This window comes from Acidovorax sp. LjRoot204 (assembly GCF_056175785.1).
Genome location: NZ_JBGFFF010000093.1, coordinates 1 through 18,965 on the forward strand (window position 1 = coordinate 1; position 18,965 = coordinate 18,965).

The window sequence follows — 18,965 nt, forward strand, 5'->3', positions numbered from 1 at the left end:
GGCCCAGCCGGTCCGCGCCCACCCAGCTCTGGCCCAGGGTCATGAGGTTGTAGTAAACGATGAAGGCAACAGCGCAAACACCATGCTCGTGCTGCGCGCTGCGCGTGGGTTGACGCTGGCCACAGCCAGACCCAGCAGCACAAAGTTGAGCGCGGCCAGTGCCAGGCCCAGCCGCCAGCCCAGCTCGGCGCGGTAGGCCGGCAGCGGCCGCATCACGAGGTCGTAGGTCGTGCGTGTCTTCACCGCCAGTTCTTCCGCCGCACCGGGTGCTGCACTACCGACGCGGGTGCCGTACAGGCTGAACTCGCTGATCTTCACGCCGGGCTTGTCCCGCGAGGTCTCCAGGCGCTGACCGTCGCTCAGCAGGGCCATGCGTTCACCGCCCTGGCTCTCCAGCCGGGCGCTGCGGGCGGAGGTGACGGATTCGCGTTTGCCGTCATTGGCGGCAATGAAGACGTTGTTGGCGGCCTGCGTGTCGGGGGTGTCCTTGTCGATGAAGAACACCCGGCTACCGTTGGACGACTCCTGGAACTCGCCCGGTGCAATGCGGTCGATGTCGCTGCGCTGCTCGTAGCGGGTCTTGAGCTCCTGGATCTGTGAGTTGGCCCAGGGCCACACCAGCAGCGACAGTACGGCAATCACCACCATCACCGGCCACGCAAAGCGCAGCAGGGGTCGCACCAGACTGATGAGGCCGCGCCCGCTGGCAAACCAGATCACCATTTCGCTGTCACGGTACATGCGCGATAGCGTGCCGACCACCGCAATGAACAGACTGAGGCTGAGAATGGTGGGCAATTGCCCCAAGACGGTGAAGCCCATGACGAGCATCACGTCGGACGGGCTGACACTGCCCTTGGAGGCCTGGCCCAGCGTGCGGATGAGCATCATGGTCATGACCACGGTCACCAGCACCACAAGGGTCGCGCCGAAGCTGCGCGCCAGCTCCTTGCGGATGGATGAATCGAATAACATTGGCTGGAAGGAAAACACCAATTATGAACTTTGATCTCAAGACCCTTGAACTTGCTGCGGCAGCGTCGGAGAAATGCGACCTGCTGATTGTCCTGCTTCCCGAGGGCTTCAAGCCGGGCAAGGACGCGCTGTCTGCCCTGGCGGCCTTGGCACTCAAGAACGGAGATCTGACTACCAAGGCGGGCAAACACCTGCAGCTGTATCAGGTGCCTGCCGTTGCAGCCCGCCGTGTGGTGCTGGTGGGGTTGGGTGATGGATCGGCGCGCGCAACGCGCCAGGCGCTGCAGGCACTGGGTGGTGCCATCAAGGCGCCCCAGACCAAGCGCATGGTGCTGTGTTTTGCCGGCGCAGCCTCGGCGGCGTCTGTCAGCGCTGCCGTGCAGGCGGTGGCAGACGTGAGCTATGTCTACACCACCACCAAGACCAAGGTGGAGGCACGCAGCCTGAGCCGCTGTGTGGTGGGTGTGCCCGATGCCACCGGTGCGCGTGACGGGTTTGACAGCGGGGTCGCCCTGGTCGCTGGTGTGGAGTTTGCGAGGGAGTGGGGCAATCGCCCAGCCAACCATGCCACCCCCAGCCTGCTGGCGGATGCGGCCAAAACCCTGGCCAAGCTGCCACGCATCCAGTGCAAGGTCCATGGCCCGGCAGAGGTGGCGCGTCTGGGCATGGGCGCCTTCATGGCTGTGGCAAAGGGCTCTGAAGAGCCCCTGCGTTTCATCGAGCTGCGCTACAACGGCGCTGCCAAGGACCAGGCACCCATCGTGCTGGTGGGCAAGGGCATCACCTTTGACACCGGCGGCATCTCGATCAAGCCCGCGCCCGAGATGGACGAGATGAAATTCGACATGTGCGGCGCTGCCAGCGTGCTGGGAGCCTTCCGCGCGCTGGGCGAACTGCAGCCTGCCGTCAATGTGGTGGGCCTGATCCCCGCCTGCGAAAACATGCCGGACGGGCGCGCCGTCAAGCCTGGCGATGTGGTCACCAGCATGAGCGGCCAAACCATCGAGATTTTGAACACCGACGCGGAGGGGCGCCTGGTGTTGTGTGATGCGTTGACCTATGCAGCGCGATTCAAGCCTGCTGCCGTGGTTGACATTGCGACGCTGACCGGCGCCTGCGTGATCGCTCTGGGGGGCGTACGCAGTGGTTTGTTTGCCAATAACGACGGTCTGGCGGAGTCCTTGCAGGCGGCTGGTGAGGCCGCGCAAGACCTCTGCTGGCGCATGCCGCTGGACGATGACTATGCAGACGGCTTGAAGAGCAACTTTGCCGATATGGGCAACGTGGCGGGCCGTGCGGGTGGCTCCATCACCGCTGCCAAGTTCTTGCAGAAGTTCGTCGGCGACATGCCCTGGGCTCACCTGGACATTGCGGGCACTGCCTGGAAGGGAGGCGCGGCCAAGGGTTCCACAGGACGCCCGGTCGGCCTGCTGGTGCACTATGTGCTGGAGCAGTCCAGGTCGCAGGTCCGACAAGCCAAGGCACCCAAGTCCGCGTCACGCTCCGTGACCAGGACGGCCGCTGCTGGAGCTGTGGGCAAGCCAGCCGCCAAGCGGTCCTCCAGCCCCAAGGCTGCGTGACGCGTCATGACCGAGGTAGCGTTTCACTTCAACGCACCCGACAAGCTGGCCTACGCATGCCGGTTTGCGCGCAAGGTGCAGCGCAGCGGGGCTCGTTTGGTCATTGCCGCGCCTGCGGATGCGCTTCAGGCGCTGGACCGCATGCTCTGGTTGTTGGCCCCCCAGGACTTTGTGGCCCATTGCCATGCCGACTCGGACGAAGAGCTGGTTCAGGCCTCTCCGGTGTTGCTGGCGCAGGATGCACGCCTGGCACCGCATCACGAAGTGCTGTTGAACCTGAATGCGGAAGTCCCGGAAGGTTTTGGTCGCTTTGACCGTCTGGTCGAAGTGGTGAGCGCCCAGGACGAAGCCGACCGTGCTCAGGCGCGTGCGCGTTGGCGCCATTACGCGTCCCGGGGTTACGCCATTACCCGCCATGATCTGGTGTTGAAAGCGGGCTGATGGCGCTCCCACCCAAAACCCCTCCGCGGTTTGTACCCACGCTCACCGAAGTGGTGCAGGTGCCTGGCGTGGCGCCCCTCGCCCCGGGGGCTCCAAATCCGGCGGTCCGCACCACCGTCCTGTCGCCGTCGCAGTCTGTGGCGTTGGCCAGGCCTGCATTGCCCACTGCGCGACCGGCTAGTGCGGCGCAGGTCGCTGCGCCCCCTGCCACAGAGCGTCCTGTGGCCTCCCCGGTGGCTGCGCCAATCCCTGTGGCTGCTCCCCAGCCATCACGTTCTCCGGTATCGCATGTCCAAACTCGCCCGGCGGTTCATGCTGCCATCCCTGCTGGCCAAAAGCCAGGGGCTGCGCCCGTTGCGGCCCGCGCCTTGCCAGATGGGATGGAGGAGTACATGGTGCACCGCGTCATGCAGCGCGTGGATGTAGTGCTGGACCAGCGCTTGCGCGAAGCAATCGCCACAGTGGTGCAGGAGCAGACGCGGTCAGTGCTTCCGCGTCTGCGCGAAGAGATCGAATCGGTGGTGCGGCATGCGGTGTACGAGGCGGTGGCGGACGAGCTGGCGAGTGGTGCGCCCCCTGTGTCCAAGGGATGACAGGGTATTCCCCTGTGGTTTCTCTTGCGTTTAATCGTGTTCCCTAATGATCTGGCCCGTAAATTGCGATATGTTCGCCTGCGTTGAGACACAAGAAGATTCTCAGCGTTTATCTTTACTGGAGATTTGATATGCAATTGAAGTTGAAACTGACCGTGGTTGCTGCTATCGCGGCTGTTGCTGGTGTGGCCTCTGCACAAGAGCAGGTGGTCAAGATCGGCCACGTGGCTCCGGTTTCCGGCGCCCAAGCCCACTACGGCAAGGACAACGAAAATGGCGCCCGCATGGCCATTGAAGAACTGAACGCTCAAGGCGTCACCATCGGCGGCAAGAAGATCAAGTTCGAGCTGCAGGCTGAAGATGACGCTGCCGATCCAAAGCAGGGCACTGCCGCCGCACAAAAGCTGTGCGACTCCAAGGTCGCTGGCGTTGTCGGCCACCTCAACTCCGGTACCACGATCCCCGCCTCCAAGGTGTACAACGATTGCGGCATCCCCATGGTGACGGGCGCTGCGACCAACCCCAACCTGACCAAGCCTGGCTACAAGACCACGTTCCGTATCATCGCCAACGACAACGCCCTGGGCGCTGGTCTGGCCTTCTACGCTGTGGACACCCTGAAGCTCAAGACCGTTGCCATCATCGATGACCGTACTGCTTACGGCCAAGGTGTTGCCGACGTGTTCAAGAAGACCGCTACGGCCAAGGGCATGAAGGTGGTGGACGAGCAGTTCACCACCGACAAGGCCACGGACTTCATGGCCATCCTGACCGCCATCAAGGCCAAGAACCCTGATGCCGTGTTCTACGGTGGTATGGACCCTCAAGCCGGCCCCATGCTGCGCCAGATGGAACAGCTGGGCATGGCCAACGTCAAGTACTTCGGTGGTGACGGCGTCTGCACGTCCGAAATCGCCAAGCTGGCTGCCGGTGCCAAGACCCTGGCTAACGTGATCTGCGCGGAAGGCGGCTCCTCGCTGGCCAAGATGCCTGGCGGTACGGCCTGGAAGGCCAAGTACGACGCCAAGTACCCCAACCAGTTCCAGGTGTACAGCCCCTACACCTATGACGCCACGTTCCTGCTGGTGGACGCTATGAAGCGCGCCAACTCCGTGGACCCCAAGGTGTACGTGAACGAACTCGCCAAGTCCAACTTCAAGGGCGTGACCTCCACCATCGCCTTCGAACCCAACGGCGAAATGAAGAACCCAGCGATCACGCTGTACGTCTACAAGGACGGCAAGAAGACACCTCTGTAATTGGAGTGTTGCTTTCTGCTGCGGGGCATTTCGGTGCCTTGCAGCAATCGCAAAAAAGGCTTCCCTCGGGAAGCCTTTTTWATTGCGCGGTGTAGTCAGCGTTGCCAACGCCGCAACGGTTTGATCGGTTAGCGCCTGACTTGTAGCGAGCCAGGATTCACGATGTTGGTAGGCGTGCCTTTGATGAAATTCACCACATTGTCGAAAGCTGCACCAAAGTAGAGCTCGTAGCTGTCCTGCTCCACGTACCCGATGTGTGGCGTGCAGATGCAGTTTTCCAGGCGGAGCAGGGCGTGGCCTTGCAGGATGGGTTCGCTCTCAAACACGTCCACGGCCGCCAGGCCCGGGCGACCCCGGTTGAGTGCTGCGATGAGCGCGTCGGGTTCAATCAATTCTGCACGGGACGTGTTGACCAGCAGCGAGGTGGGCTTCATGCACGAGAGGTCTTCAAGCGAGATGATGCCGCGCGTTTCGTCGTTCAGGCGCAGGTGCAACGAGATCACGTCGCACTGCGAAAAAAACTCTTCACGCGTGGCGGCAGCCTGGTACCCATCCGTCAGCGCCTGCGCGCGTGAGGCTTCACGCCCCCAGACGCGCACGTTCATGCCAAACGCCCGTCCATAGCCCGCCACCAGTTGTCCGATGCGACCATAACCCCAGATACCCAGTGTTTTACCCCGCAGCACGCTGCCGACTCCGAAGTTGGGGGGCATGGACGCGGTCTTGAGACCGGACTGCTGCCAAGCGCCATGCTTGAGGTTGGAGATGTACTGGGGCAGGCGGCGCATTGAGGCCATCACCAGGGCCCAGGTCAGCTCGGCGGGAGCCACGGGGGAGCCGACCCCTTCTGCCACCGCGATCCCCCGCTCGGTACATGCCGCTACATCAATGTGGCTCCCAATCTTGCCAGTTTGGGCAATGAGCTTGAGCCGCGGGAGCTTTTCAACCAGTTGGCGTGTGATCTGGGTCCGTTCGCGGATCAGCACAATGATGTCGGCGTCTTTGAGTCGCACCGAAAGCTGCCCCAGCCCTTTGACTGTGTTGGTGTACACCTTGGCGGTGTATGCGTCGAGCCGAGAGGCGCAATGCAGCTTGCGCACTGCATCCTGGTAATCGTCAAGGATAACGATATTCATCGTTTGTTCAACCTTCATAACTCATTGATATCCAAGGCAATTTCGCCGCAAAACCTTGATTTAATTGCATTTTTTCGCTCACTCTGCCGCGCTCTTTGTTGTGGCTCTTGGTGTCTGCGCTTGGCTGAATGTGGCTACACTTGCCGCCTCGGCGTAGGTTTGGCGTAGGTTTTTTGAAACCTGCGCTGCCCGCTCTTCCTAGGGGTGGCGAATGCAGTTTGACGCGAGGGCCGCAAAGGCTTTGCAGCCTGGTTCTTATATTGTCGTTGATGGGTGCAAAGGCTTGCGGCTTGTGGCGTCAGCAAGCCGCAAAACGTGGACGTATCGTTACAAACACCCTGACACCGGTCAAATGAAACAGGTGCGCTTGGGCTACTGGCCAGAGATGCCGCCTGTGGAGGCTGCTACCCGGTGGTCTGAACTGCGCGCGGTGCGTGACGGTGGCGGCGACCCCCAGGCCAGCCGCAAGAAGCGCGCCACGGCGGTACCGCCAGCCCCGGCTGTTTACACCCTGGGCGACCTGGTGCGCGACTACGCCACGGGGTACATGGATGTGCAGCGCGAGGCCAAGGGCGCCAGGGCGGTGCGCCAGCGGCTCGAAAAAGCTACGCTGCAGCACCAGGCCCTGCCGGTTGCCGAAGTTACCCGGCGTTTCGCCTTCGACCTCATCACCAGCCTGTCTGACCGGCCTGTGCTGGCCAACTCGGTCAGAACAGAGCTGGGGGCGGCCTGGGACTACGCCATGGACGCGGGGCGCATTCCTGAGGATCTGCCCAACTGGTGGCGCCAGGTGCTGGCCCGCAAGCTGCGCAGCAAGGGCGCCAAGCGCGACGGCGTACACAAGGGCACCGGCAAGCGTGTGCTGACGGATGCCGAGGTGCGCGGCCTGGTGGCCGGCAACATGCACCTGTTCAGCCAGCAGGTGCAGGACTTTCTGATGCTGCAGCTGTGGACCTGCACGCGCGGGGCAGAGATCGTGCAGCTGCGGCGCGAGTTTGTGCGGGATGAGGGCGGTGTGCTGTGGTGGACCATGCCCAAAGGGCTGACCAAAAACAGGAACATCGAGGATGCGGTGGACTTGCGTGTGCCCCTGTTTGGTCGCGCGGCCGCCATCGTGCGGCGGCTGATGGCTGGTGATGGTGACTGGCTATTCCCCAGCGTGTCGCGCGCTGGGGTGGTGGGGCCGCAAACCCAGGCGTACATGCAGAGCAAGGTGCACTATCGGCAGCCTTATTGCAAAACCCGGCCAGACCACGTGCGCGAGCGTTTGACTGTCACCCACTGGTCGCCCCATGACCTGCGCCGCACCGGCCGCACCATGCTGGCGGCCATGGGCTGCCCGCATGAAATCGGCGAGGCCATCCTGGGGCACGTAGTGCCTGGGGTGGCGGGTGACTACAACCTTTACCGCTACGACAAGGAGCGTGTGCAGTGGCTGGCCGCACTCGATGCGCGGCTGGAGTCCATCGTCACGCAGCCTGCGCCGCTGCCTGTGTAGCCCGGGGCTTGCGGGCGCCCGTGTTGGGTGGTGGAAGCTGGGTGGACTTGGGGCGCGACGCCGCCCAGGTGGCCACCTCAATGGCCAGCCAGCCCACGCGGCGGCCTGACAGCTGGCGCGGCTCGGGGAAGTGGCCCTCGCGCACCATCTGCTGCACGGTGGAGACGGATACGCACAGCGTGGTGGCCACGCCCGGCAGGTCCAGCACCATGGGGGTGCCGGGGGTGAGCAGCTTTTCGGGTGGGAATGTGGTGGTGGTTGTATCGGTCATGCCTCATTCCTCCTGAATGCCTTGCTCAAATTCATCCCCTCCACCGCGTGCCCACGCTTGAGCAGCGCCCGGCACACTGCCGCCCGCTCCTTGTGGCTGTGGCTGGCCTGGCGCACCAGGCCCAGGTAGCTGTTGCCTGCGCTGAAGACCTCGGCCGCTGGCAGATGCTCGATGCGCTGCAGGGCGCTGGCCAGGGTGCGGCGGCGGGTGGTGCGGCGCCAGGGCTTGATGACCTGGCCCACGAAGTCGATACCCCGGTCCACCGGCTGCAGGATGGTTTTGCTGGGGTTCAGGTGCACGCCCAGGTGGGCGGGCAGCCAGGCAGTGATGTCGCGCAGCGCGGCGCTGAGCCACTGGGCATCGGGGTGCAGCAGCACAAAGTCATCCACATAGCGCACGTAGTGCGGCGCGCGCAGCTGGTGCTTTGCGTACTGGTCCAGGCCGTCAAGCAACACGTTGGCGAAGAACTGGCTGCTCAGGTTGCCGATGGGCAGGCCGGTGTCGGCCGACGCGTTGAACAGGCTCTTATGCGCGGGCACGCGGCGCAGGGTGCTGGTCTTGCCGTGCACTTCCACGTCGTTGCGCGGGTCGTGCATCAGGATGGTGGTGGCCAGGGCCAGCCACCAGGGCTCAGGGATGCGGGCGGCCAGGCGCTGCAGCAGTATGGGCTTACGGATGCTGACGAAGAAGTTGGCGCAGTCGCACTTCAGATAGAAGGCGGGGTAGGCCCAGTTCTGGGTGCAACTGCGCACCTGGGCCTCAAGTCGCTGGGCGCCGTATAGGGTGCCCCGGCCAGGGATGCACGCGCAGGAATCGGCCACGAAAGAGACCTCGAAGCGCGGGCCGATGTGGTTGTACAGCAGGTGGTGCACGATGCGGTCGCGGAATTGCGCGGCCCACACCTCGCGTGGCTTGGGGCGGGTGATGGCAAAGCAGATGCTGCGGCCAGGCCGGTAGCTGCCGTCCAGCAGCTCGGCGTGCAGGTCGCACAGGTTTCGCTCCAGGTGCTGCTCGAACTCGCGTGCGCTGGCGGTGTTGCGCTTGTGCTGGCGGCAGTCGATGTAGGCCTGCAGGAGGGTGTTGAGGGTGGGTGTTGGCGCTTCTTTTGTTGCGTTTTCCACTGGCGGCTGACTCAATGGAGTTTTCATAGGAGTTGTGGCATGAAGTTCGAGCTTTTCAAGTCGCCTGACAACCAGCAGTGGTACTGGCGTTTCATTGCTGCAAATGGCAAGTCCATCGCTATCGGCGGCGAGGGTTATCACAACCGTGCCGACGCGGTGAATGGCATCCTTGCGCTGCGTGCACACGCTGCGACGGCAGTCGTTTATGAAATGGGCGCGAACGGTCAGTGGTTTGTTCCTAACTGACGTGCGCTGAAGCCCCTGTGTTGGGCATGAATCTGCGGACAGGACGGGCGCGGAACTCGTTGTCCTTGTTGTTGGCGTTGCTGTTGCCGTACTCGAAGTCCTGGCACCAGGCGTTGTTGCGCGAGTACTGCGAAGCGTCGAGCTATCTACGTCGCCCCGCCGAAGGCTTGCGCCGATCAGCGGGGAAACTGCGCCGGACCGGGCCGCGCTGGTGTACCGCGCGGTGGTATCCGTGGTGCGCCTGGCGGTGGGGCCTGCGGGTGTGCAGGCGCCCAGCGGCTCGACCAGATTCATAAAGCGCACGGGCATGGCGGCCTTGGCGGTCATGCTGCAGGCGCTGCGGCGGTGTTGTCGAACAGGCCGGGCGTGTAGCCCTGTGGCTCTGCCGACGATGTGGCGGTGGCAGGGGTGGTGCCATCGCTGGCCGGGCCGCTGGTGACGCGTGCCCGGGCGGACTTAAGCCAGCCGTTGGCCATCTTGCCGATGGTGTCGGTCAGCTCGATGCTGGTGGCCCACAACTTGGTGGCGATCAGCCGCTTGGCGTGCGCGGTGCGCAGCAGGATCTGCGCTACCTGCAGGCGCTCCAGTAGCTGTTCCAGGTGGGTGGCCCGGTCTTGCGGCTGGCGGGCGGCGTTGGCGCGGCCGATCAGCACCAGTATCTCTACACACTCATCCGAAATGCGGTACCCCATGGACGCGCGAAACGCGCGGGGTATGCGGGCCTGCACGTCGGCGCACAGGTCCAGCAGGGCGGTGCCTTGTTTGTGGATTTCGAGGTCGGTGGCGAGAGACATGGGTGCAAAGCGGGGTCTTGTGGGCCAAAAAAATCGCGCGGACGGCGCTACGCGCCGTGGTGTTGATCGGGAGGGCTTAAGTGTTCAAGGCTTGAAGTTGAACTCTGCGGACAGGACGGGCGCGGAACTCGTAGTCCTTGCCGTGGGCGTAGCTGTGGCCGTACTCGAAGTCCTGGCACCAGGCGTGGCTGCGCGAGTACTGCGAGCTGCTCCAGTACCAGTCCTTCTGCTGGAACAGCTCGGGCACCGTGACCGACAGGGCGCGCAGCTCTGCGGCGGCGGGCAGGTACCAGTCGGTATGGCCGCCCAGGTCCAGGGCCTTGATGCGCTGGGCCAGCTGCAGGCCTGCTGCGGCCATGGCCTCGGTGTTGGCGCGGCCGTCTGTCTTGCTGTCAGCGCCTGCGATGGTGGTGTAGTCCTCAGACCAAACGGTGTCTTCAATCTCGGCCGACTGCTCGGCCACGATCAGGGCAAAGTCTTCGCTGCCGTCGGCGGCTGCGCCGCGCAAGATGGCGCCAAAGTGGCCGCCGTGGGCGGTAAGGAGGGCGCCAAACAGGGGGAGGGTGATGGTGCGCATGGGGTGCTACCTTTCAAAAATTTGCGTCGGACCGGCGCTGCGCGCCGGTGGTGGGTGGGTGAAAGTGGTGAAGGGGTGAAGGGCTAAAGTTGAATGCTGCGGACAGGACGGGCGCGGAACTCGTAGTCCTTGTTGTCGGCGTGGCTGCCGCCGTACTCGAAGCCCTGGCACCAGGCGCCGTAGCGCGAGTACTGCGAGCTGCTCCAGTACCAGCCCGAGGTCTTGAACGCCTGCGGTGCGTGCAGGTAGCACATCAGCAGTTCGATACGGCTGGGCAGGTAGTAGTCGGCGTAGCCGTCTTCGGTGTATTGGTTGGCCCAGATGGCAGCGGGATGGCCTTTGCCGCTGGAGGTCAAGGCGGCGGTGTTGGCGCGGCCATCGGTCTGGCTGGTGGCGCCTGCGGCCTCTTCGCCGTATGGGCCCCAGGTCAGTTCTTCGGCCTCGTTGGTGCCCACCACCAGGTGGCGCGCGGGCAGGCCGAACTGGGCGGGCAGGGTGCAGATGTAGATGCCGCCCTGGCCGGGCCATGGCTGGCCGGGTGCGGGTGGCGTCGGTGCGGTGGTGGCTACCGGTGCAGGGGCAGATGGCGCAGCCACGGCGCGCAGGCTGGTACCGCCGTCGGCAACGCGCTGCAGGGTCTGCAGCACTTGCTCCATCCCAATGTGGGCGGCATGGGGCGCCTCGGGCTGTAGCAGGGTGATGTTGAGGGTTTTGATGTACATGGTGGGTGCCTCGGTGGTGTGGTGAGTGGGTGGTTGGTCAGATAGCCATGACGTGCACGCCGTCAGGCAGGCGGTCGATGCGGTTGAAGATTTCGCGGGTGCGCTTTTCGGTGGAGCGGTGGCAGCGCACCATGGTCCGGGCGGGCAGAGCGTCCAGCGCGGTCAGGTAGTCGTCTGTGACGGCGCGCACGGCCTCGATGCCGGGGCCGTCCAGGCGCATGGGCTTGCCGTCCAGCATGCGCTGGCCTGCCTTGGCCATGGCGGCGACGGCGTCTGGCAGCAGGCCGCTGGCATCGCCAATCTCCACGGGTGCGCCATCGCAGCCGCGCCAGTGGCTGGCTACGACCTTGCCGGTGGCGGGGTCGGTGATGGGTGCCTCGCCGTGCAGTACCAGCGTTTCGGTCAGGTTGATGGCGTCGCTGATGACGCGCCAGCAGTTGTTGCCGGGCGCGGGTGCGTGCATCAGCTCATGCAGCGCATCGGCCAGGCGCATGCGCTGGTGGCGCCGGTTCTCGATGGGCATGGGCTGGCTGGGACTGGCCAGCAGCTCGTGCATCTTGCTGTAGACCATGGGTGTGTTGGTGCGCTTGCGGGTCATGGCTGCCCCTCAGTGGCCTTGGTGATAGCTGCGCGAGCTTGTTTGCACCAGTCGGGGGCTGCATGTCCGCGCCTTTCAAATTGGCTGGTCCAGTGGGCGACTGTGAGTTGCAGTGCTGCCAGTAGCTCTGGGGCGGCGGCGATTAGGTGGGCCTCTTCCTTGGTACAGCAAAGCAGGACGTCTTTCTTTTGCAGGCCACGAATGAAGTGGTAATAAGGGCCCATTCCTCGGGGGGGGTCGGTGGTCCAGACTCGGGGCAGCACGGGTTGGTGGTTGGCATCGTTCATGGCTTGATCGTCTCCACGCGTCCATCGGGGAAGTGCAGGCGGTTGCCCATGCGGCTGGGCAGGCGGTAGGCGGCAAAGCGGGCGTCGGTGAGCCCGGGGTTGCGGCCCAGCTCGGGGCAGCGGTAGTGCGGGCTTTTCAGAAACTCGCTGCGCTCGCGCGCTTCGCGGTCTACGCGCTCTGCCTGGGCGCGGCGGCGGGCTGCGTTGGCGGCGCGGGTGGCGGCGCTTTTTTGCACCGGTGTGGGGTGGCGGGCTTCGTAGCTGCCGGGTTCGGGGGTGGGGTGGGTCATGATGGGAACCCGTCCCAGGAGATGCCACCAAGCTGGCGGCCAGCGGCTTTCTTGCCGACACGGAAAATCTGCATGGCCCCGGTGTCCTGCTGGAAGGCCCTGGGCTCGGTGATGTCGTGCGTCGATCCATCTGCGTGGAGGATGGTGGTTGGCACGGTGCACTTGCGGCCGTAGATATCGTCCAAGTTGCCCTGGTCTTCRTGCGGCTTGGCGATCGCGTTGGATTTGTAGAGCGCGCTGTGCTCGGCCTCATCCATCTGGCTGATGGGTTTCCATTCCCCCCATTGCTTGAACAGAAACGGTACGCCCGCGCGCAGGCACTGGGTGCGCAGGCTGCAGGCCCAGTCGGGGTGCATTGGGCGGGCGCGGGGGCCGCTCTCGCCGCCGACAATGACCCAGTCGATCTTTGGGTGGCTCTCCGGGGTGCACCCGGGCACGGGGCCTGCGATTGGCTTCCAGCGCAAACCGGCCAAGGGCTTGAGGCAGATAGCGCCAGCCGGGTCTGGGATGTCGCTGATGTTGACCAAGCCCTGCAACGGCTCCATGCTCAAAAACCGCACGCGCGCAGGCACGGCCAGCAGCTTGGGAATGTCGCGGTCGGCCTCTTGCTGGTTGACCACCGTGGCGCCAATCCAGACGTTGGGCCATGGCCAAGCCGCAAATGGGACCGAGTAGCCGATATCCATGTTGGCTAACGCAGCCTCGATCATGGCTGCAGCGTTGCCGATGCGTTTGGTCAGCAGCAGCCAATCCAGATTGGGTGTGGCCCGGATCAGCTCGAACAGGTCGGCGCGCCACTGTGGGTCCACCGCGTTGTCGAACACATCGGCCAGCGATGCGCAGAACACGCGCTGGCGGCGGCCGTGCTGGGCCATGAAGGCGTCGGCCTGAGCGTTCCAGCGCTTGGGCAGCGCCCAGTTTGCGGCGCTGGTGCGGCGGCGGGGTGCGCCTGGGCCAAAGTTGATAGCTACGCCGCCGCCGAAGCGTGCATTGCGCAGCTCGGCGTAGCAGTGATCACAGCCCGGGCTCGTTTTCTGGCAGCCTTCCCACGGGTTGAAGGTGTGGTCGCACCACTCGATGCTGGTGTTGGTGCTCATGCCACCACCTCGCCCCGCGCGCTGCACTGCGCCGTCAGTGTCTGGTACCGCTCCACAAACGCATCCCGGTGGTGCCGCCAGCTCATGGCCACGCGCACGGGGCTGTTCAGGTCCACGGCGTCCATGGGGTGCACCTCGGCGCCGGGGGTGTCCAGGATGGGCCAGGGGGCGTTGGTGGTGGGGTCGAAGCGGGTGAGGTCGCGGCGCTCGGTGGCCAGGGCTGTCAGGTCGGCGTGCTTGATGGCGTCGCGCCAGCCGGTGTAGGTGGCGTGTAGGCCGTAGTGCTTGCGCATCAGCAGGGCCAGCGGGTTCTCCAGCGTCAGCCAGGCGGTGCCCAGCGCCCACTTGATGGGGCTGGCCACGTCGCCGCACAGGCATTCGTGCGCGTCGTGCATCAGGGCGGCGCGCTGGGCGGCAACGCCCAGGCCCATGCCCGCCACGATGTCGCACACCAGCAGGCTGTGCTCGGCCACGCTGTAGGGGCGCACGGCGTGGCCGGTGAAGCGGTTGATCTGCGCCAGACTGTGGGCGATGACCTCGATGGTGGGCATAGTGCCCAGCATTGCGGCGGGGCCGCTGATGGGTTGGTCGGCGCCGTGGGCGGTGACTAGCCAATGGGAGGGGGTCATGCTGCCTTGCTCCCGCTGCCAAAGATTTCGTCAAAAGYGGAACCAAACCGGCTCTTGCTGGGGGAAGCCGGTTGCGTCTTCACCAGATACTCCAGGCGCTTTACGGTGTCTGCCAGCCACAGCACATCCTTCGCCATCAGGTCGCGGTTGACCGTCATACCGTCCAGCTGGCGCTGGGCGTTGTCCTTCATCTGTTCAAGCGTTCGCATGGCTGTGGCTCTTGCTCAGGTGTTCGACTTCTGTGCAGCCTCGGCGCCCAGCGCGGCATAGGCGGCGCCGTCCTGGTAGTCGTCGGGGTTGAACCGGCCGTTGCGGGCGGTGTTGGCGGCGCGCACCAGCTTCAGGGTCTGCATGAAGGCCCAGCCCTGGCGCTCGTCCAGGTTGGTGCCCTCGATGGCGTTGAATGCGGCCACGGTGGCGGCCATGCTGCGTTCTTGCGGCTGRCTGGCGCCGCCGGTGTCGCGCTCCACCCCGCGCTGCAGGATGGTGTGGGCGGCGTCAGACAGCAGGGTGACGGGGTAGGGCTGCTGGGCGGCCTGCGGTTCGGGTGTTGCAGCCTGGGGTTGGGCTACGGCTTTGAGGGTCTTGATGGGGGATGCCATGGTGGTTCCTTGGGGTGGTCAGGGGGTAGCCGCCTCGGTGGTGGTGGGCGCGCTGGTCGCGCGGCGGGGTGCCAGCTGCAGGCGCACGACGTAGCCGCGCAGCTCGGGCAGGGGCGGGCGGGTCTGCGGGCCGGGGTGGGCGCGCAGGCGCTCCAGCTCCACATGCAGCGGGGCGCCCGGGGTCAGGTCGGCTTTGTGGGCGTCCCAAAAGGCTTGCGCCTCGGGGCCGGTCCACTGCACGCGGTAGCCTTCCTTGATCTCTTTGCCGCTGCGGGGGTGGCGGCCCTGGTTGTCCACCAGCACCAGCTCCAGGCGGAATGCGCCGTCGCTGTCTTTGTCCACGGTGGGGCGCTGCCTGCCCATGAAGAGGGTGCCGGTGTGGTGCATGGTGGGCTCCTGCGTGCTGCTGAATTGATAGCGGCTGGCGCTTATGCCTTGCCGATCAGCACCGTGTAGCCGCTCTTCTCGCGCACGGTGTTCACGTAGCCGGTGAAGGCGTCTTCCACGGCGCGCTCGGGGCGCTCCAGCTCGTACCAAAACTTGACGCTGCCGCTGTGGATGCGGTACTTGAGGCGGGCGGTGAGCTTGTAGCCTTCGCCGTTCTTGAAGATGCGCAGGCCCAGGGCAAAGGTCTGCGGGATCTTCAGCGTGCCGTCGGCACCCGCTGTGGCGTTGATGACTTCGTTGTAGGTGAGCTGGGTCTGGCCGTCTTGCAGGCGGCGGGCGCTGCTGAAGTTGATGCCGTTGGTGGCCTGGATGGTGGTGGCCACGGTCAGCAGGTTCTGCGCCTGGTCGCCCTGGATGTCTGCCAGGTTGTCTTCGATGAACTCGGCAAACTCGGTCTGGCCCATGTTGACCGTGTTCTTGTCCAGCCACTTCTTGAACTCGGGCGTATACATGGCGGCAAAGGTGGCGCGGTGGTCGCGCCAGCCGGGTGCCAGGGTGCTGCGCTGGTCGTTGAAGACGGCGGTGATRGTGCGGGCGTCGGGGTCGGCGTAGATGTAGCCGCGCTCCTGCGCTACCTGGTCGGCGCAGTAGGCCAGCAGGCTGTGCACGTCACCCAGGTTGACATGGCCCTGCGCGCGGCGGCGGTGGGGCTGTGCGGCTTCGATGGTGGCGGTGATGTCTGTCAGGTGGTAGCCGTCGGGCAGCGTCATCATGGTGGCGCCGTCGATGGTGCGGGGCGCCAGGGCGCCGGCCACGTTGGCGGCCAGTTTCTCGGCAATGCTCAGCGCCTCGGGTGCGTCGTCGGTGCTGATCACGCCGAGGGTGTTGGTGGTTTTGTCCATGGTGCTCAGGCCTCCTTGAATTGAGCGGGTGGGGTGGTGGTGGCGACTTCGCGCAGCTCCAGCGATTGCTGGCGCGGGTGGTTGCGGGTGGTTTCACCGTCTTCGGTGAGGTAGAAGAAGTCCGTGGGTGTCTCGGGCTTGGGCAGGGCCAGCGTGCGGTCCACGGTGATGTTCACGCGGTCGATGTCGCCGCCGCTGGTGTTGCGCACGGCGGGCACGACCTTGATGGTCAGCGTCAACTTGCCCGAGCGGCCGGTGACCTGCACGGTGCGCAGCAGCTCGGCCAAGTCGCTGGTCAGCGCGGCGTGCGTGCTGCCTTCGTTGATTTCGTTCAGGAGGTGGGCAAAGGATTTCATGGCGTCCTTGTGTGTTATGAAATTGATAGCTACCAGCGCAAGCGCATCAAGCGCCAGCGCACAAAACCAGTGCGCCAACGATGGCAAGCCCGAAGCACGCGCCCCACAGGGCAATGCCCAGCAGCTCGGCGCCGGTGGCTGGTGGTTCGTCAGTCACTTCGCAGGCCTGGGGCGTGGGGCAGGCCTTGTGGCCCTGGCGGCAGGCGTTGGCGGCGCAGGCGCGGTGGGTGGGCGCCGTGTGGCTGCCGGTGCGCGGGCGGGCGCGGCGGTCGGTAAGGGGGTGGGTGGTCATTTGAGCCACCCCACCAGCACGGCGAAGGCTGTGCCCAGAAACAGGCCGATGACCAGGCCGTACCACCAGCCAGCGGTCCAGGCGGCGTCGGCGTTTTGGCTGCGCAGGGTGGGCAGCGCGGTGGGCTTGCGCATGGGTTGCGGGCGGGTGGTCATGCAATCCTCCGCGCGCTGGAGGCGGGCAGGCCCATGCCGTGGGCCTCGGCAATGGCGTGGCATTCGCTGGTGGCCCACACGTGGTGCTGGGCCTTGCCTACGCGCACGGCGTAGAGGCGGATGGGGCGCAGGGTTTGCATGGTCATGGCTGTGACTCGTTGCTATGCTTTGCCTCAACGGAGGGGTTGGGCATGGCATCAGAAAGTGGTGGTTGGCTGGGCGAGCTGGGCAAGGGCGCGGCAGGCGCCATCGGTACCGCGCTGGGAGGCGCGGCTTTTCTGTGGTTGATGGGGTGGCTCAGCCCGTTGTGGTCATGGGTCCAGAATGCGTCGGGGTCGCTGTGGACGCACTTGATGGCCCAGTCCCAATGGCCTAACTGGTCCGCATATCTGGTGAGCCTGTTGGCCGCCATTGCTTGGTGGCTTCTGGCGCGGAGCCATCTGCGCAACAGGAAGGACAGCACCTGGCGGTTCAACCAGCTGAGTTTTATGGGGGTGGTCTGGCGCTGGGATTCCACGTCAGACCTTCCCGAAACCGTTGTCGGCTTCTGTGCAAGCTGTGACACGCGCCTCGTTTACGAGCGCATCCTTGGGGACCGCTACGAAGGCACTCCGCCCCAGGTCGCGCTGCACTGCGAAACCTGCAACTGCGAGAGGTTTCGCATCGACGGAGACCTGGCCTACCTGAACGCCCGCATCATTCGAGAGATCGACCGGCTGCACCGCACGGGCGAATGGAAAAAGCACGTTGCGGATTGACTGCCACCAGCTTCGTGGCTGCTGTGCTTTCTGCTGGTGGTGGGCCGTCCGTGCCGTGAACCCCCGTCCCGTTGGTCCGCAGTGGATGTTGTCGGCAGCACGCGCCAGCGTGCAAGGCAGCCAGGCGGCGCCGCCGGTGACTACGTCGATGCCAGTGTTGGCTGGCAGCACGCAGATGCGTGGCAAACCCACGTTGCCCAGATCAATCTGATGCGCGCAATCAACGCACAGCGCCGTGGCCTGCGCTGTCTGCTGTCTGTGCTCTGCGTGGGTAGTCTGCATCGTTCCTCCAGGGCGCCGGGGTGGCGCGTGGAGGAAAGTATTACCCAATGGGTTTTAATCGTCAATACCCTTTGGGCAATTGTTCCGGCTTTTTATTTCCCGTACCGTGCGTCATGCTCGTTCTGGCAATCCTGCGAGCCAAGAAATCACCATGGAGGAGGGGTTATGGCGTTGGTAACGTGTTCGGAATGCAAGAGCGAAATGAGTGACCGGGCGGCTGCGTGTCCAAAGTGTGGTGCGCCCAATGACGGCGGCGTGCCGCTAAGCGTGCAGGCTGCGCCTGCGAAGAAGTCGGTTAAGTGGTGGCTGTGGGGCCCCATTGCCCTGGTGCTGCTCTTTCTCGCATACGGCGCTTCGATTCCAAAGCACGAGGGCGAGGCCCGCGCTGCAAGGCGGGCGTGCGAGCAGCTGGCGGGCGCAAACCCGCACTTGCAGTATCAGTGCGACAAGAACTACGCTGACTCCATGGCCCGTGGTGCTCAGCGCTGATTCAGTTTCACTGGTTTAAAGCCTGGGTTCACTTCGGGTCGCAACACCGTTTCGTGTGACCGAGTAACGCGGGTGGACTGTCGCAGTGTTCCGCTGTTGGGATGGGTGGTTGGCAGTGACTCTGCCACAGTGCTTCATTGGCCGGTGGTGCCGTTTTTGTGTGGCGCTGGTTGCGTAAGTGCATCTAGCAACCTCACGGCGGTGGCCCACTGATCGGCCGGAATGCTTTCCATAATCTGCAGCACCTTGGCGCGTGGATCGTCGCCGCCTTGAATCTCTGCGTACGTAGGTGGTGTGTCCATCCAGCCAACGGGAAGGCCCAGCTCGGTTTCAATGGCTCTTGCCATTGGTGAGCCCATTTGGAACACCTTGCCGTCGCGGTCGGTGCGCTGGTTCTGGTTCTTGATGCGACTCAGTCTGGAGTCGGTTCTTGTCCAGCCCAGGGCTTCATTCAGTTTGGCGAAAGAGCCGTACTTGTCCAGCAGCATGTCCAGCCGCAAGCGCCGGGTTTCGTCAACTGTTTTCATGCACTCAATGATCCAACCCAGCGGGAAATATTGAAATTTTCCGTTGGGTATTGATTTGTGATTTCCCAAAGGGTCATAATCCGCCCATGGAGAAATTGAAG

General features: G+C 64.5%; 27 protein-coding genes and 2 pseudogenes. 8 read left to right on the forward strand and 21 right to left on the reverse strand.

What is annotated here, in order from left to right; translation table 11 throughout:
* Window positions 1-975 (reverse strand): annotated as a pseudogene (lptF, locus tag AC04MI_RS16245) (LPS export ABC transporter permease LptF); the annotation flags it as partial.
* A 23-nt stretch (window positions 976-998) separates the two neighbouring features.
* Between lptF and AC04MI_RS16250 the strand changes: the two are divergent.
* From AC04MI_RS16250 to AC04MI_RS16265, 4 genes are all read left to right on the forward strand, one after another.
* Window positions 999-2,555 carry a leucyl aminopeptidase gene (locus tag AC04MI_RS16250; protein ID WP_436077468.1) on the forward strand — a complete coding sequence of 519 codons (1,557 nt, stop codon included), beginning with the start codon at window positions 999-1,001 and terminating at the stop codon, window positions 2,553-2,555.
* A gap of 6 nt (window positions 2,556-2,561) precedes the next feature.
* Window positions 2,562-2,996, forward strand: a complete 435-nt coding sequence (locus AC04MI_RS16255) for a DNA polymerase III subunit chi (protein WP_056062368.1) — start codon at window positions 2,562-2,564, stop codon at window positions 2,994-2,996.
* Window positions 2,996-3,589, forward strand: coding sequence for a hypothetical protein (locus AC04MI_RS16260; protein ID WP_436077467.1), 594 nt, complete (start codon window positions 2,996-2,998; stop codon window positions 3,587-3,589). Before AC04MI_RS16255 ends, AC04MI_RS16260 begins: the two co-directional genes overlap by 1 nt.
* A gap of 131 nt (window positions 3,590-3,720) precedes the next feature.
* Window positions 3,721-4,848: a branched-chain amino acid ABC transporter substrate-binding protein gene (locus tag AC04MI_RS16265; RefSeq protein ID WP_056062370.1), complete on the forward strand. Its 1,128-nt coding sequence runs from the start codon at window positions 3,721-3,723 to the stop codon at window positions 4,846-4,848.
* A gap of 128 nt (window positions 4,849-4,976) precedes the next feature.
* On the opposite strand, the gene AC04MI_RS16270 is transcribed toward AC04MI_RS16265, so the two are convergent.
* Window positions 4,977-5,984, reverse strand: coding sequence for a D-2-hydroxyacid dehydrogenase family protein (locus AC04MI_RS16270; RefSeq protein WP_056746014.1), 1,008 nt, complete (start codon window positions 5,982-5,984; stop codon window positions 4,977-4,979).
* A 211-nt stretch (window positions 5,985-6,195) separates the two neighbouring features.
* Here AC04MI_RS16270 and AC04MI_RS16275 point away from each other — a divergent pair, with 211 nt between their 5' ends.
* Window positions 6,196-7,482, forward strand: a complete 1,287-nt coding sequence (locus AC04MI_RS16275; RefSeq protein WP_476498156.1) for a tyrosine-type recombinase/integrase — start codon at window positions 6,196-6,198, stop codon at window positions 7,480-7,482.
* Here AC04MI_RS16275 and AC04MI_RS16280 read toward each other — a convergent pair.
* Together AC04MI_RS16280 and AC04MI_RS16285 are read right to left on the reverse strand one after the other, a co-directional pair.
* Window positions 7,454-7,753 (reverse strand): helix-turn-helix transcriptional regulator, encoded by a 300-nt coding sequence (locus tag AC04MI_RS16280; RefSeq protein ID WP_476498157.1) that lies wholly within the window; start codon window positions 7,751-7,753, stop codon window positions 7,454-7,456. The two genes, AC04MI_RS16275 and AC04MI_RS16280, sit on opposite strands and share 29 nt — an antisense overlap.
* Window positions 7,750-8,901, reverse strand: a complete 1,152-nt coding sequence (locus AC04MI_RS16285) for an RNA-directed DNA polymerase (protein WP_476498158.1) — start codon at window positions 8,899-8,901, stop codon at window positions 7,750-7,752. Before AC04MI_RS16285 ends, AC04MI_RS16280 begins: the two co-directional genes overlap by 4 nt.
* A 12-nt stretch (window positions 8,902-8,913) precedes the next feature.
* Between AC04MI_RS16285 and AC04MI_RS16290 the strand changes: the two genes are divergently transcribed.
* Complete coding sequence (locus tag AC04MI_RS16290) at window positions 8,914-9,120, forward strand: YegP family protein (RefSeq protein ID WP_476498159.1); 207 nt, start codon at window positions 8,914-8,916, stop codon at window positions 9,118-9,120.
* A 323-nt stretch (window positions 9,121-9,443) separates the two neighbouring features.
* Here AC04MI_RS16290 and AC04MI_RS16295 read toward each other — a convergent pair whose 3' ends face one another.
* From AC04MI_RS16295 to AC04MI_RS16370, 16 genes are all read right to left on the reverse strand, one after another.
* Window positions 9,444-9,914: a four helix bundle protein gene (locus tag AC04MI_RS16295; RefSeq protein WP_476498160.1), complete on the reverse strand. Its 471-nt coding sequence runs from the start codon at window positions 9,912-9,914 to the stop codon at window positions 9,444-9,446.
* A gap of 76 nt (window positions 9,915-9,990) precedes the next feature.
* Window positions 9,991-10,491, reverse strand: coding sequence for an Lcl C-terminal domain-containing protein (locus tag AC04MI_RS16300; protein ID WP_476498161.1), 501 nt, complete (start codon window positions 10,489-10,491; stop codon window positions 9,991-9,993).
* A gap of 83 nt (window positions 10,492-10,574) precedes the next feature.
* Window positions 10,575-11,213, reverse strand: a complete 639-nt coding sequence (locus AC04MI_RS16305; RefSeq protein WP_476498162.1) for an Lcl C-terminal domain-containing protein — start codon at window positions 11,211-11,213, stop codon at window positions 10,575-10,577.
* Window positions 11,214-11,250: 37 nt separating this feature from the next.
* Window positions 11,251-11,811, reverse strand: coding sequence for a hypothetical protein (locus tag AC04MI_RS16310; RefSeq protein WP_476498163.1), 561 nt, complete (start codon window positions 11,809-11,811; stop codon window positions 11,251-11,253).
* The gene (locus AC04MI_RS16315; protein ID WP_476498164.1) at window positions 11,808-12,098 is read right to left on the reverse strand and encodes a hypothetical protein; all 291 of its coding nucleotides are present in this window, start codon (window positions 12,096-12,098) and stop codon (window positions 11,808-11,810) included. Before AC04MI_RS16315 ends, AC04MI_RS16310 begins: the two co-directional genes overlap by 4 nt.
* Window positions 12,095-12,388, reverse strand: a complete 294-nt coding sequence (locus AC04MI_RS16320; RefSeq protein ID WP_476498165.1) for a hypothetical protein — start codon at window positions 12,386-12,388, stop codon at window positions 12,095-12,097. The genes AC04MI_RS16315 and AC04MI_RS16320 overlap by 4 nt, the downstream gene beginning before the upstream one ends.
* The gene (locus tag AC04MI_RS16325) at window positions 12,385-13,485 is read right to left on the reverse strand and encodes a phage Gp37/Gp68 family protein (RefSeq protein WP_476498166.1); all 1,101 of its coding nucleotides are present in this window, start codon (window positions 13,483-13,485) and stop codon (window positions 12,385-12,387) included. The genes AC04MI_RS16320 and AC04MI_RS16325 overlap by 4 nt, the downstream gene beginning before the upstream one ends.
* A complete protein-coding gene (locus tag AC04MI_RS16330; RefSeq protein WP_476498167.1) occupies window positions 13,482-14,114 on the reverse strand; it encodes a hypothetical protein in 633 nt (210 codons plus the stop codon). Before AC04MI_RS16330 ends, AC04MI_RS16325 begins: the two co-directional genes overlap by 4 nt.
* Complete coding sequence (locus tag AC04MI_RS16335) at window positions 14,111-14,323, reverse strand: hypothetical protein (protein WP_476498168.1); 213 nt, start codon at window positions 14,321-14,323, stop codon at window positions 14,111-14,113. The genes AC04MI_RS16330 and AC04MI_RS16335 overlap by 4 nt, the downstream gene beginning before the upstream one ends.
* Before the next feature lie 15 nt (window positions 14,324-14,338).
* Window positions 14,339-14,716 carry a DUF6378 domain-containing protein gene (locus AC04MI_RS16340; protein ID WP_476498169.1) on the reverse strand — a complete coding sequence of 126 codons (378 nt, stop codon included), beginning with the start codon at window positions 14,714-14,716 and terminating at the stop codon, window positions 14,339-14,341.
* An 18-nt stretch (window positions 14,717-14,734) separates the two neighbouring features.
* A complete protein-coding gene (locus tag AC04MI_RS16345) occupies window positions 14,735-15,103 on the reverse strand; it encodes a hypothetical protein (RefSeq protein WP_476498171.1) in 369 nt (122 codons plus the stop codon).
* A gap of 41 nt (window positions 15,104-15,144) precedes the next feature.
* On the reverse strand, window positions 15,145-16,005 hold the full coding sequence (locus AC04MI_RS16350) for a DUF2303 family protein (protein ID WP_476498172.1): 861 nt from the start codon (window positions 16,003-16,005) through the stop codon (window positions 15,145-15,147).
* 5 nt (window positions 16,006-16,010) lie between these two features.
* Window positions 16,011-16,361, reverse strand: a complete 351-nt coding sequence (locus AC04MI_RS16355; protein WP_295941227.1) for a hypothetical protein — start codon at window positions 16,359-16,361, stop codon at window positions 16,011-16,013.
* A gap of 46 nt (window positions 16,362-16,407) precedes the next feature.
* Window positions 16,408-16,653, reverse strand: a complete 246-nt coding sequence (locus AC04MI_RS16360) for a hypothetical protein (protein ID WP_476498173.1) — start codon at window positions 16,651-16,653, stop codon at window positions 16,408-16,410.
* Complete coding sequence (locus AC04MI_RS16365; protein WP_476498174.1) at window positions 16,650-16,808, reverse strand: hypothetical protein; 159 nt, start codon at window positions 16,806-16,808, stop codon at window positions 16,650-16,652. Before AC04MI_RS16365 ends, AC04MI_RS16360 begins: the two co-directional genes overlap by 4 nt.
* The gene (locus AC04MI_RS16370) at window positions 16,805-16,954 is read right to left on the reverse strand and encodes a hypothetical protein (protein ID WP_476498175.1); all 150 of its coding nucleotides are present in this window, start codon (window positions 16,952-16,954) and stop codon (window positions 16,805-16,807) included. The genes AC04MI_RS16365 and AC04MI_RS16370 overlap by 4 nt, the downstream gene beginning before the upstream one ends.
* A 45-nt stretch (window positions 16,955-16,999) precedes the next feature.
* On the opposite strand from AC04MI_RS16370, the gene AC04MI_RS16375 reads away from it, so the two are divergent.
* Window positions 17,000-17,566: a hypothetical protein gene (locus tag AC04MI_RS16375; RefSeq protein WP_476498176.1), complete on the forward strand. Its 567-nt coding sequence runs from the start codon at window positions 17,000-17,002 to the stop codon at window positions 17,564-17,566.
* A gap of 81 nt (window positions 17,567-17,647) precedes the next feature.
* A complete protein-coding gene (locus AC04MI_RS16380; RefSeq protein ID WP_476498177.1) occupies window positions 17,648-18,337 on the forward strand; it encodes a hypothetical protein in 690 nt (229 codons plus the stop codon).
* Window positions 18,338-18,471: 134 nt separating this feature from the next.
* On the opposite strand, the pseudogene AC04MI_RS16385 reads toward AC04MI_RS16380, so the two are convergent.
* Window positions 18,472-18,965, reverse strand: a pseudogene (locus tag AC04MI_RS16385) (hypothetical protein); the annotation flags it as partial.

Excerpts from the sequence above, each read along its gene's own strand:
- AC04MI_RS16330 (WP_476498167.1), bottom strand. The coding sequence starts at position 14,114 with ATGACCCCCTCCCATTGGCTAGTCACCGCCCACGGCGCCGACCAACCC.
- AC04MI_RS16295 (WP_476498160.1), bottom strand. The coding sequence starts at position 9,914 with ATGTCTCTCGCCACCGACCTCGAAATCCACAAACAAGGCACCGCCCTG.
- AC04MI_RS16375 (WP_476498176.1), top strand. The coding sequence starts at position 17,000 with ATGGCATCAGAAAGTGGTGGTTGGCTGGGCGAGCTGGGCAAGGGCGCG.
- AC04MI_RS16275 (WP_476498156.1), top strand. The coding sequence starts at position 6,196 with ATGCAGTTTGACGCGAGGGCCGCAAAGGCTTTGCAGCCTGGTTCTTAT.
- AC04MI_RS16255 (WP_056062368.1), top strand. The coding sequence starts at position 2,562 with ATGACCGAGGTAGCGTTTCACTTCAACGCACCCGACAAGCTGGCCTAC.
- AC04MI_RS16270 (WP_056746014.1), bottom strand. The coding sequence starts at position 5,984 with ATGAATATCGTTATCCTTGACGATTACCAGGATGCAGTGCGCAAGCTG.
- AC04MI_RS16345 (WP_476498171.1), bottom strand. The coding sequence starts at position 15,103 with ATGCACCACACCGGCACCCTCTTCATGGGCAGGCAGCGCCCCACCGTG.
- AC04MI_RS16315 (WP_476498164.1), bottom strand. The coding sequence starts at position 12,098 with ATGAACGATGCCAACCACCAACCCGTGCTGCCCCGAGTCTGGACCACC.
- AC04MI_RS16265 (WP_056062370.1), top strand. The coding sequence starts at position 3,721 with ATGCAATTGAAGTTGAAACTGACCGTGGTTGCTGCTATCGCGGCTGTT.
- AC04MI_RS16260 (WP_436077467.1), top strand. The coding sequence starts at position 2,996 with ATGGCGCTCCCACCCAAAACCCCTCCGCGGTTTGTACCCACGCTCACC.
- AC04MI_RS16360 (WP_476498173.1), bottom strand. The coding sequence starts at position 16,653 with ATGACCACCCACCCCCTTACCGACCGCCGCGCCCGCCCGCGCACCGGC.
- AC04MI_RS16355 (WP_295941227.1), bottom strand. The coding sequence starts at position 16,361 with ATGAAATCCTTTGCCCACCTCCTGAACGAAATCAACGAAGGCAGCACG.
- AC04MI_RS16320 (WP_476498165.1), bottom strand. The coding sequence starts at position 12,388 with ATGACCCACCCCACCCCCGAACCCGGCAGCTACGAAGCCCGCCACCCC.
- AC04MI_RS16280 (WP_476498157.1), bottom strand. The coding sequence starts at position 7,753 with ATGACCGATACAACCACCACCACATTCCCACCCGAAAAGCTGCTCACC.
- AC04MI_RS16305 (WP_476498162.1), bottom strand. The coding sequence starts at position 11,213 with ATGTACATCAAAACCCTCAACATCACCCTGCTACAGCCCGAGGCGCCC.
- AC04MI_RS16290 (WP_476498159.1), top strand. The coding sequence starts at position 8,914 with ATGAAGTTCGAGCTTTTCAAGTCGCCTGACAACCAGCAGTGGTACTGG.
- AC04MI_RS16250 (WP_436077468.1), top strand. The coding sequence starts at position 999 with ATGAACTTTGATCTCAAGACCCTTGAACTTGCTGCGGCAGCGTCGGAG.
- AC04MI_RS16300 (WP_476498161.1), bottom strand. The coding sequence starts at position 10,491 with ATGCGCACCATCACCCTCCCCCTGTTTGGCGCCCTCCTTACCGCCCAC.
- AC04MI_RS16370 (WP_476498175.1), bottom strand. The coding sequence starts at position 16,954 with ATGACCATGCAAACCCTGCGCCCCATCCGCCTCTACGCCGTGCGCGTA.
- AC04MI_RS16310 (WP_476498163.1), bottom strand. The coding sequence starts at position 11,811 with ATGACCCGCAAGCGCACCAACACACCCATGGTCTACAGCAAGATGCAC.
- AC04MI_RS16365 (WP_476498174.1), bottom strand. The coding sequence starts at position 16,808 with ATGACCACCCGCCCGCAACCCATGCGCAAGCCCACCGCGCTGCCCACC.
- AC04MI_RS16285 (WP_476498158.1), bottom strand. The coding sequence starts at position 8,901 with ATGAAAACTCCATTGAGTCAGCCGCCAGTGGAAAACGCAACAAAAGAA.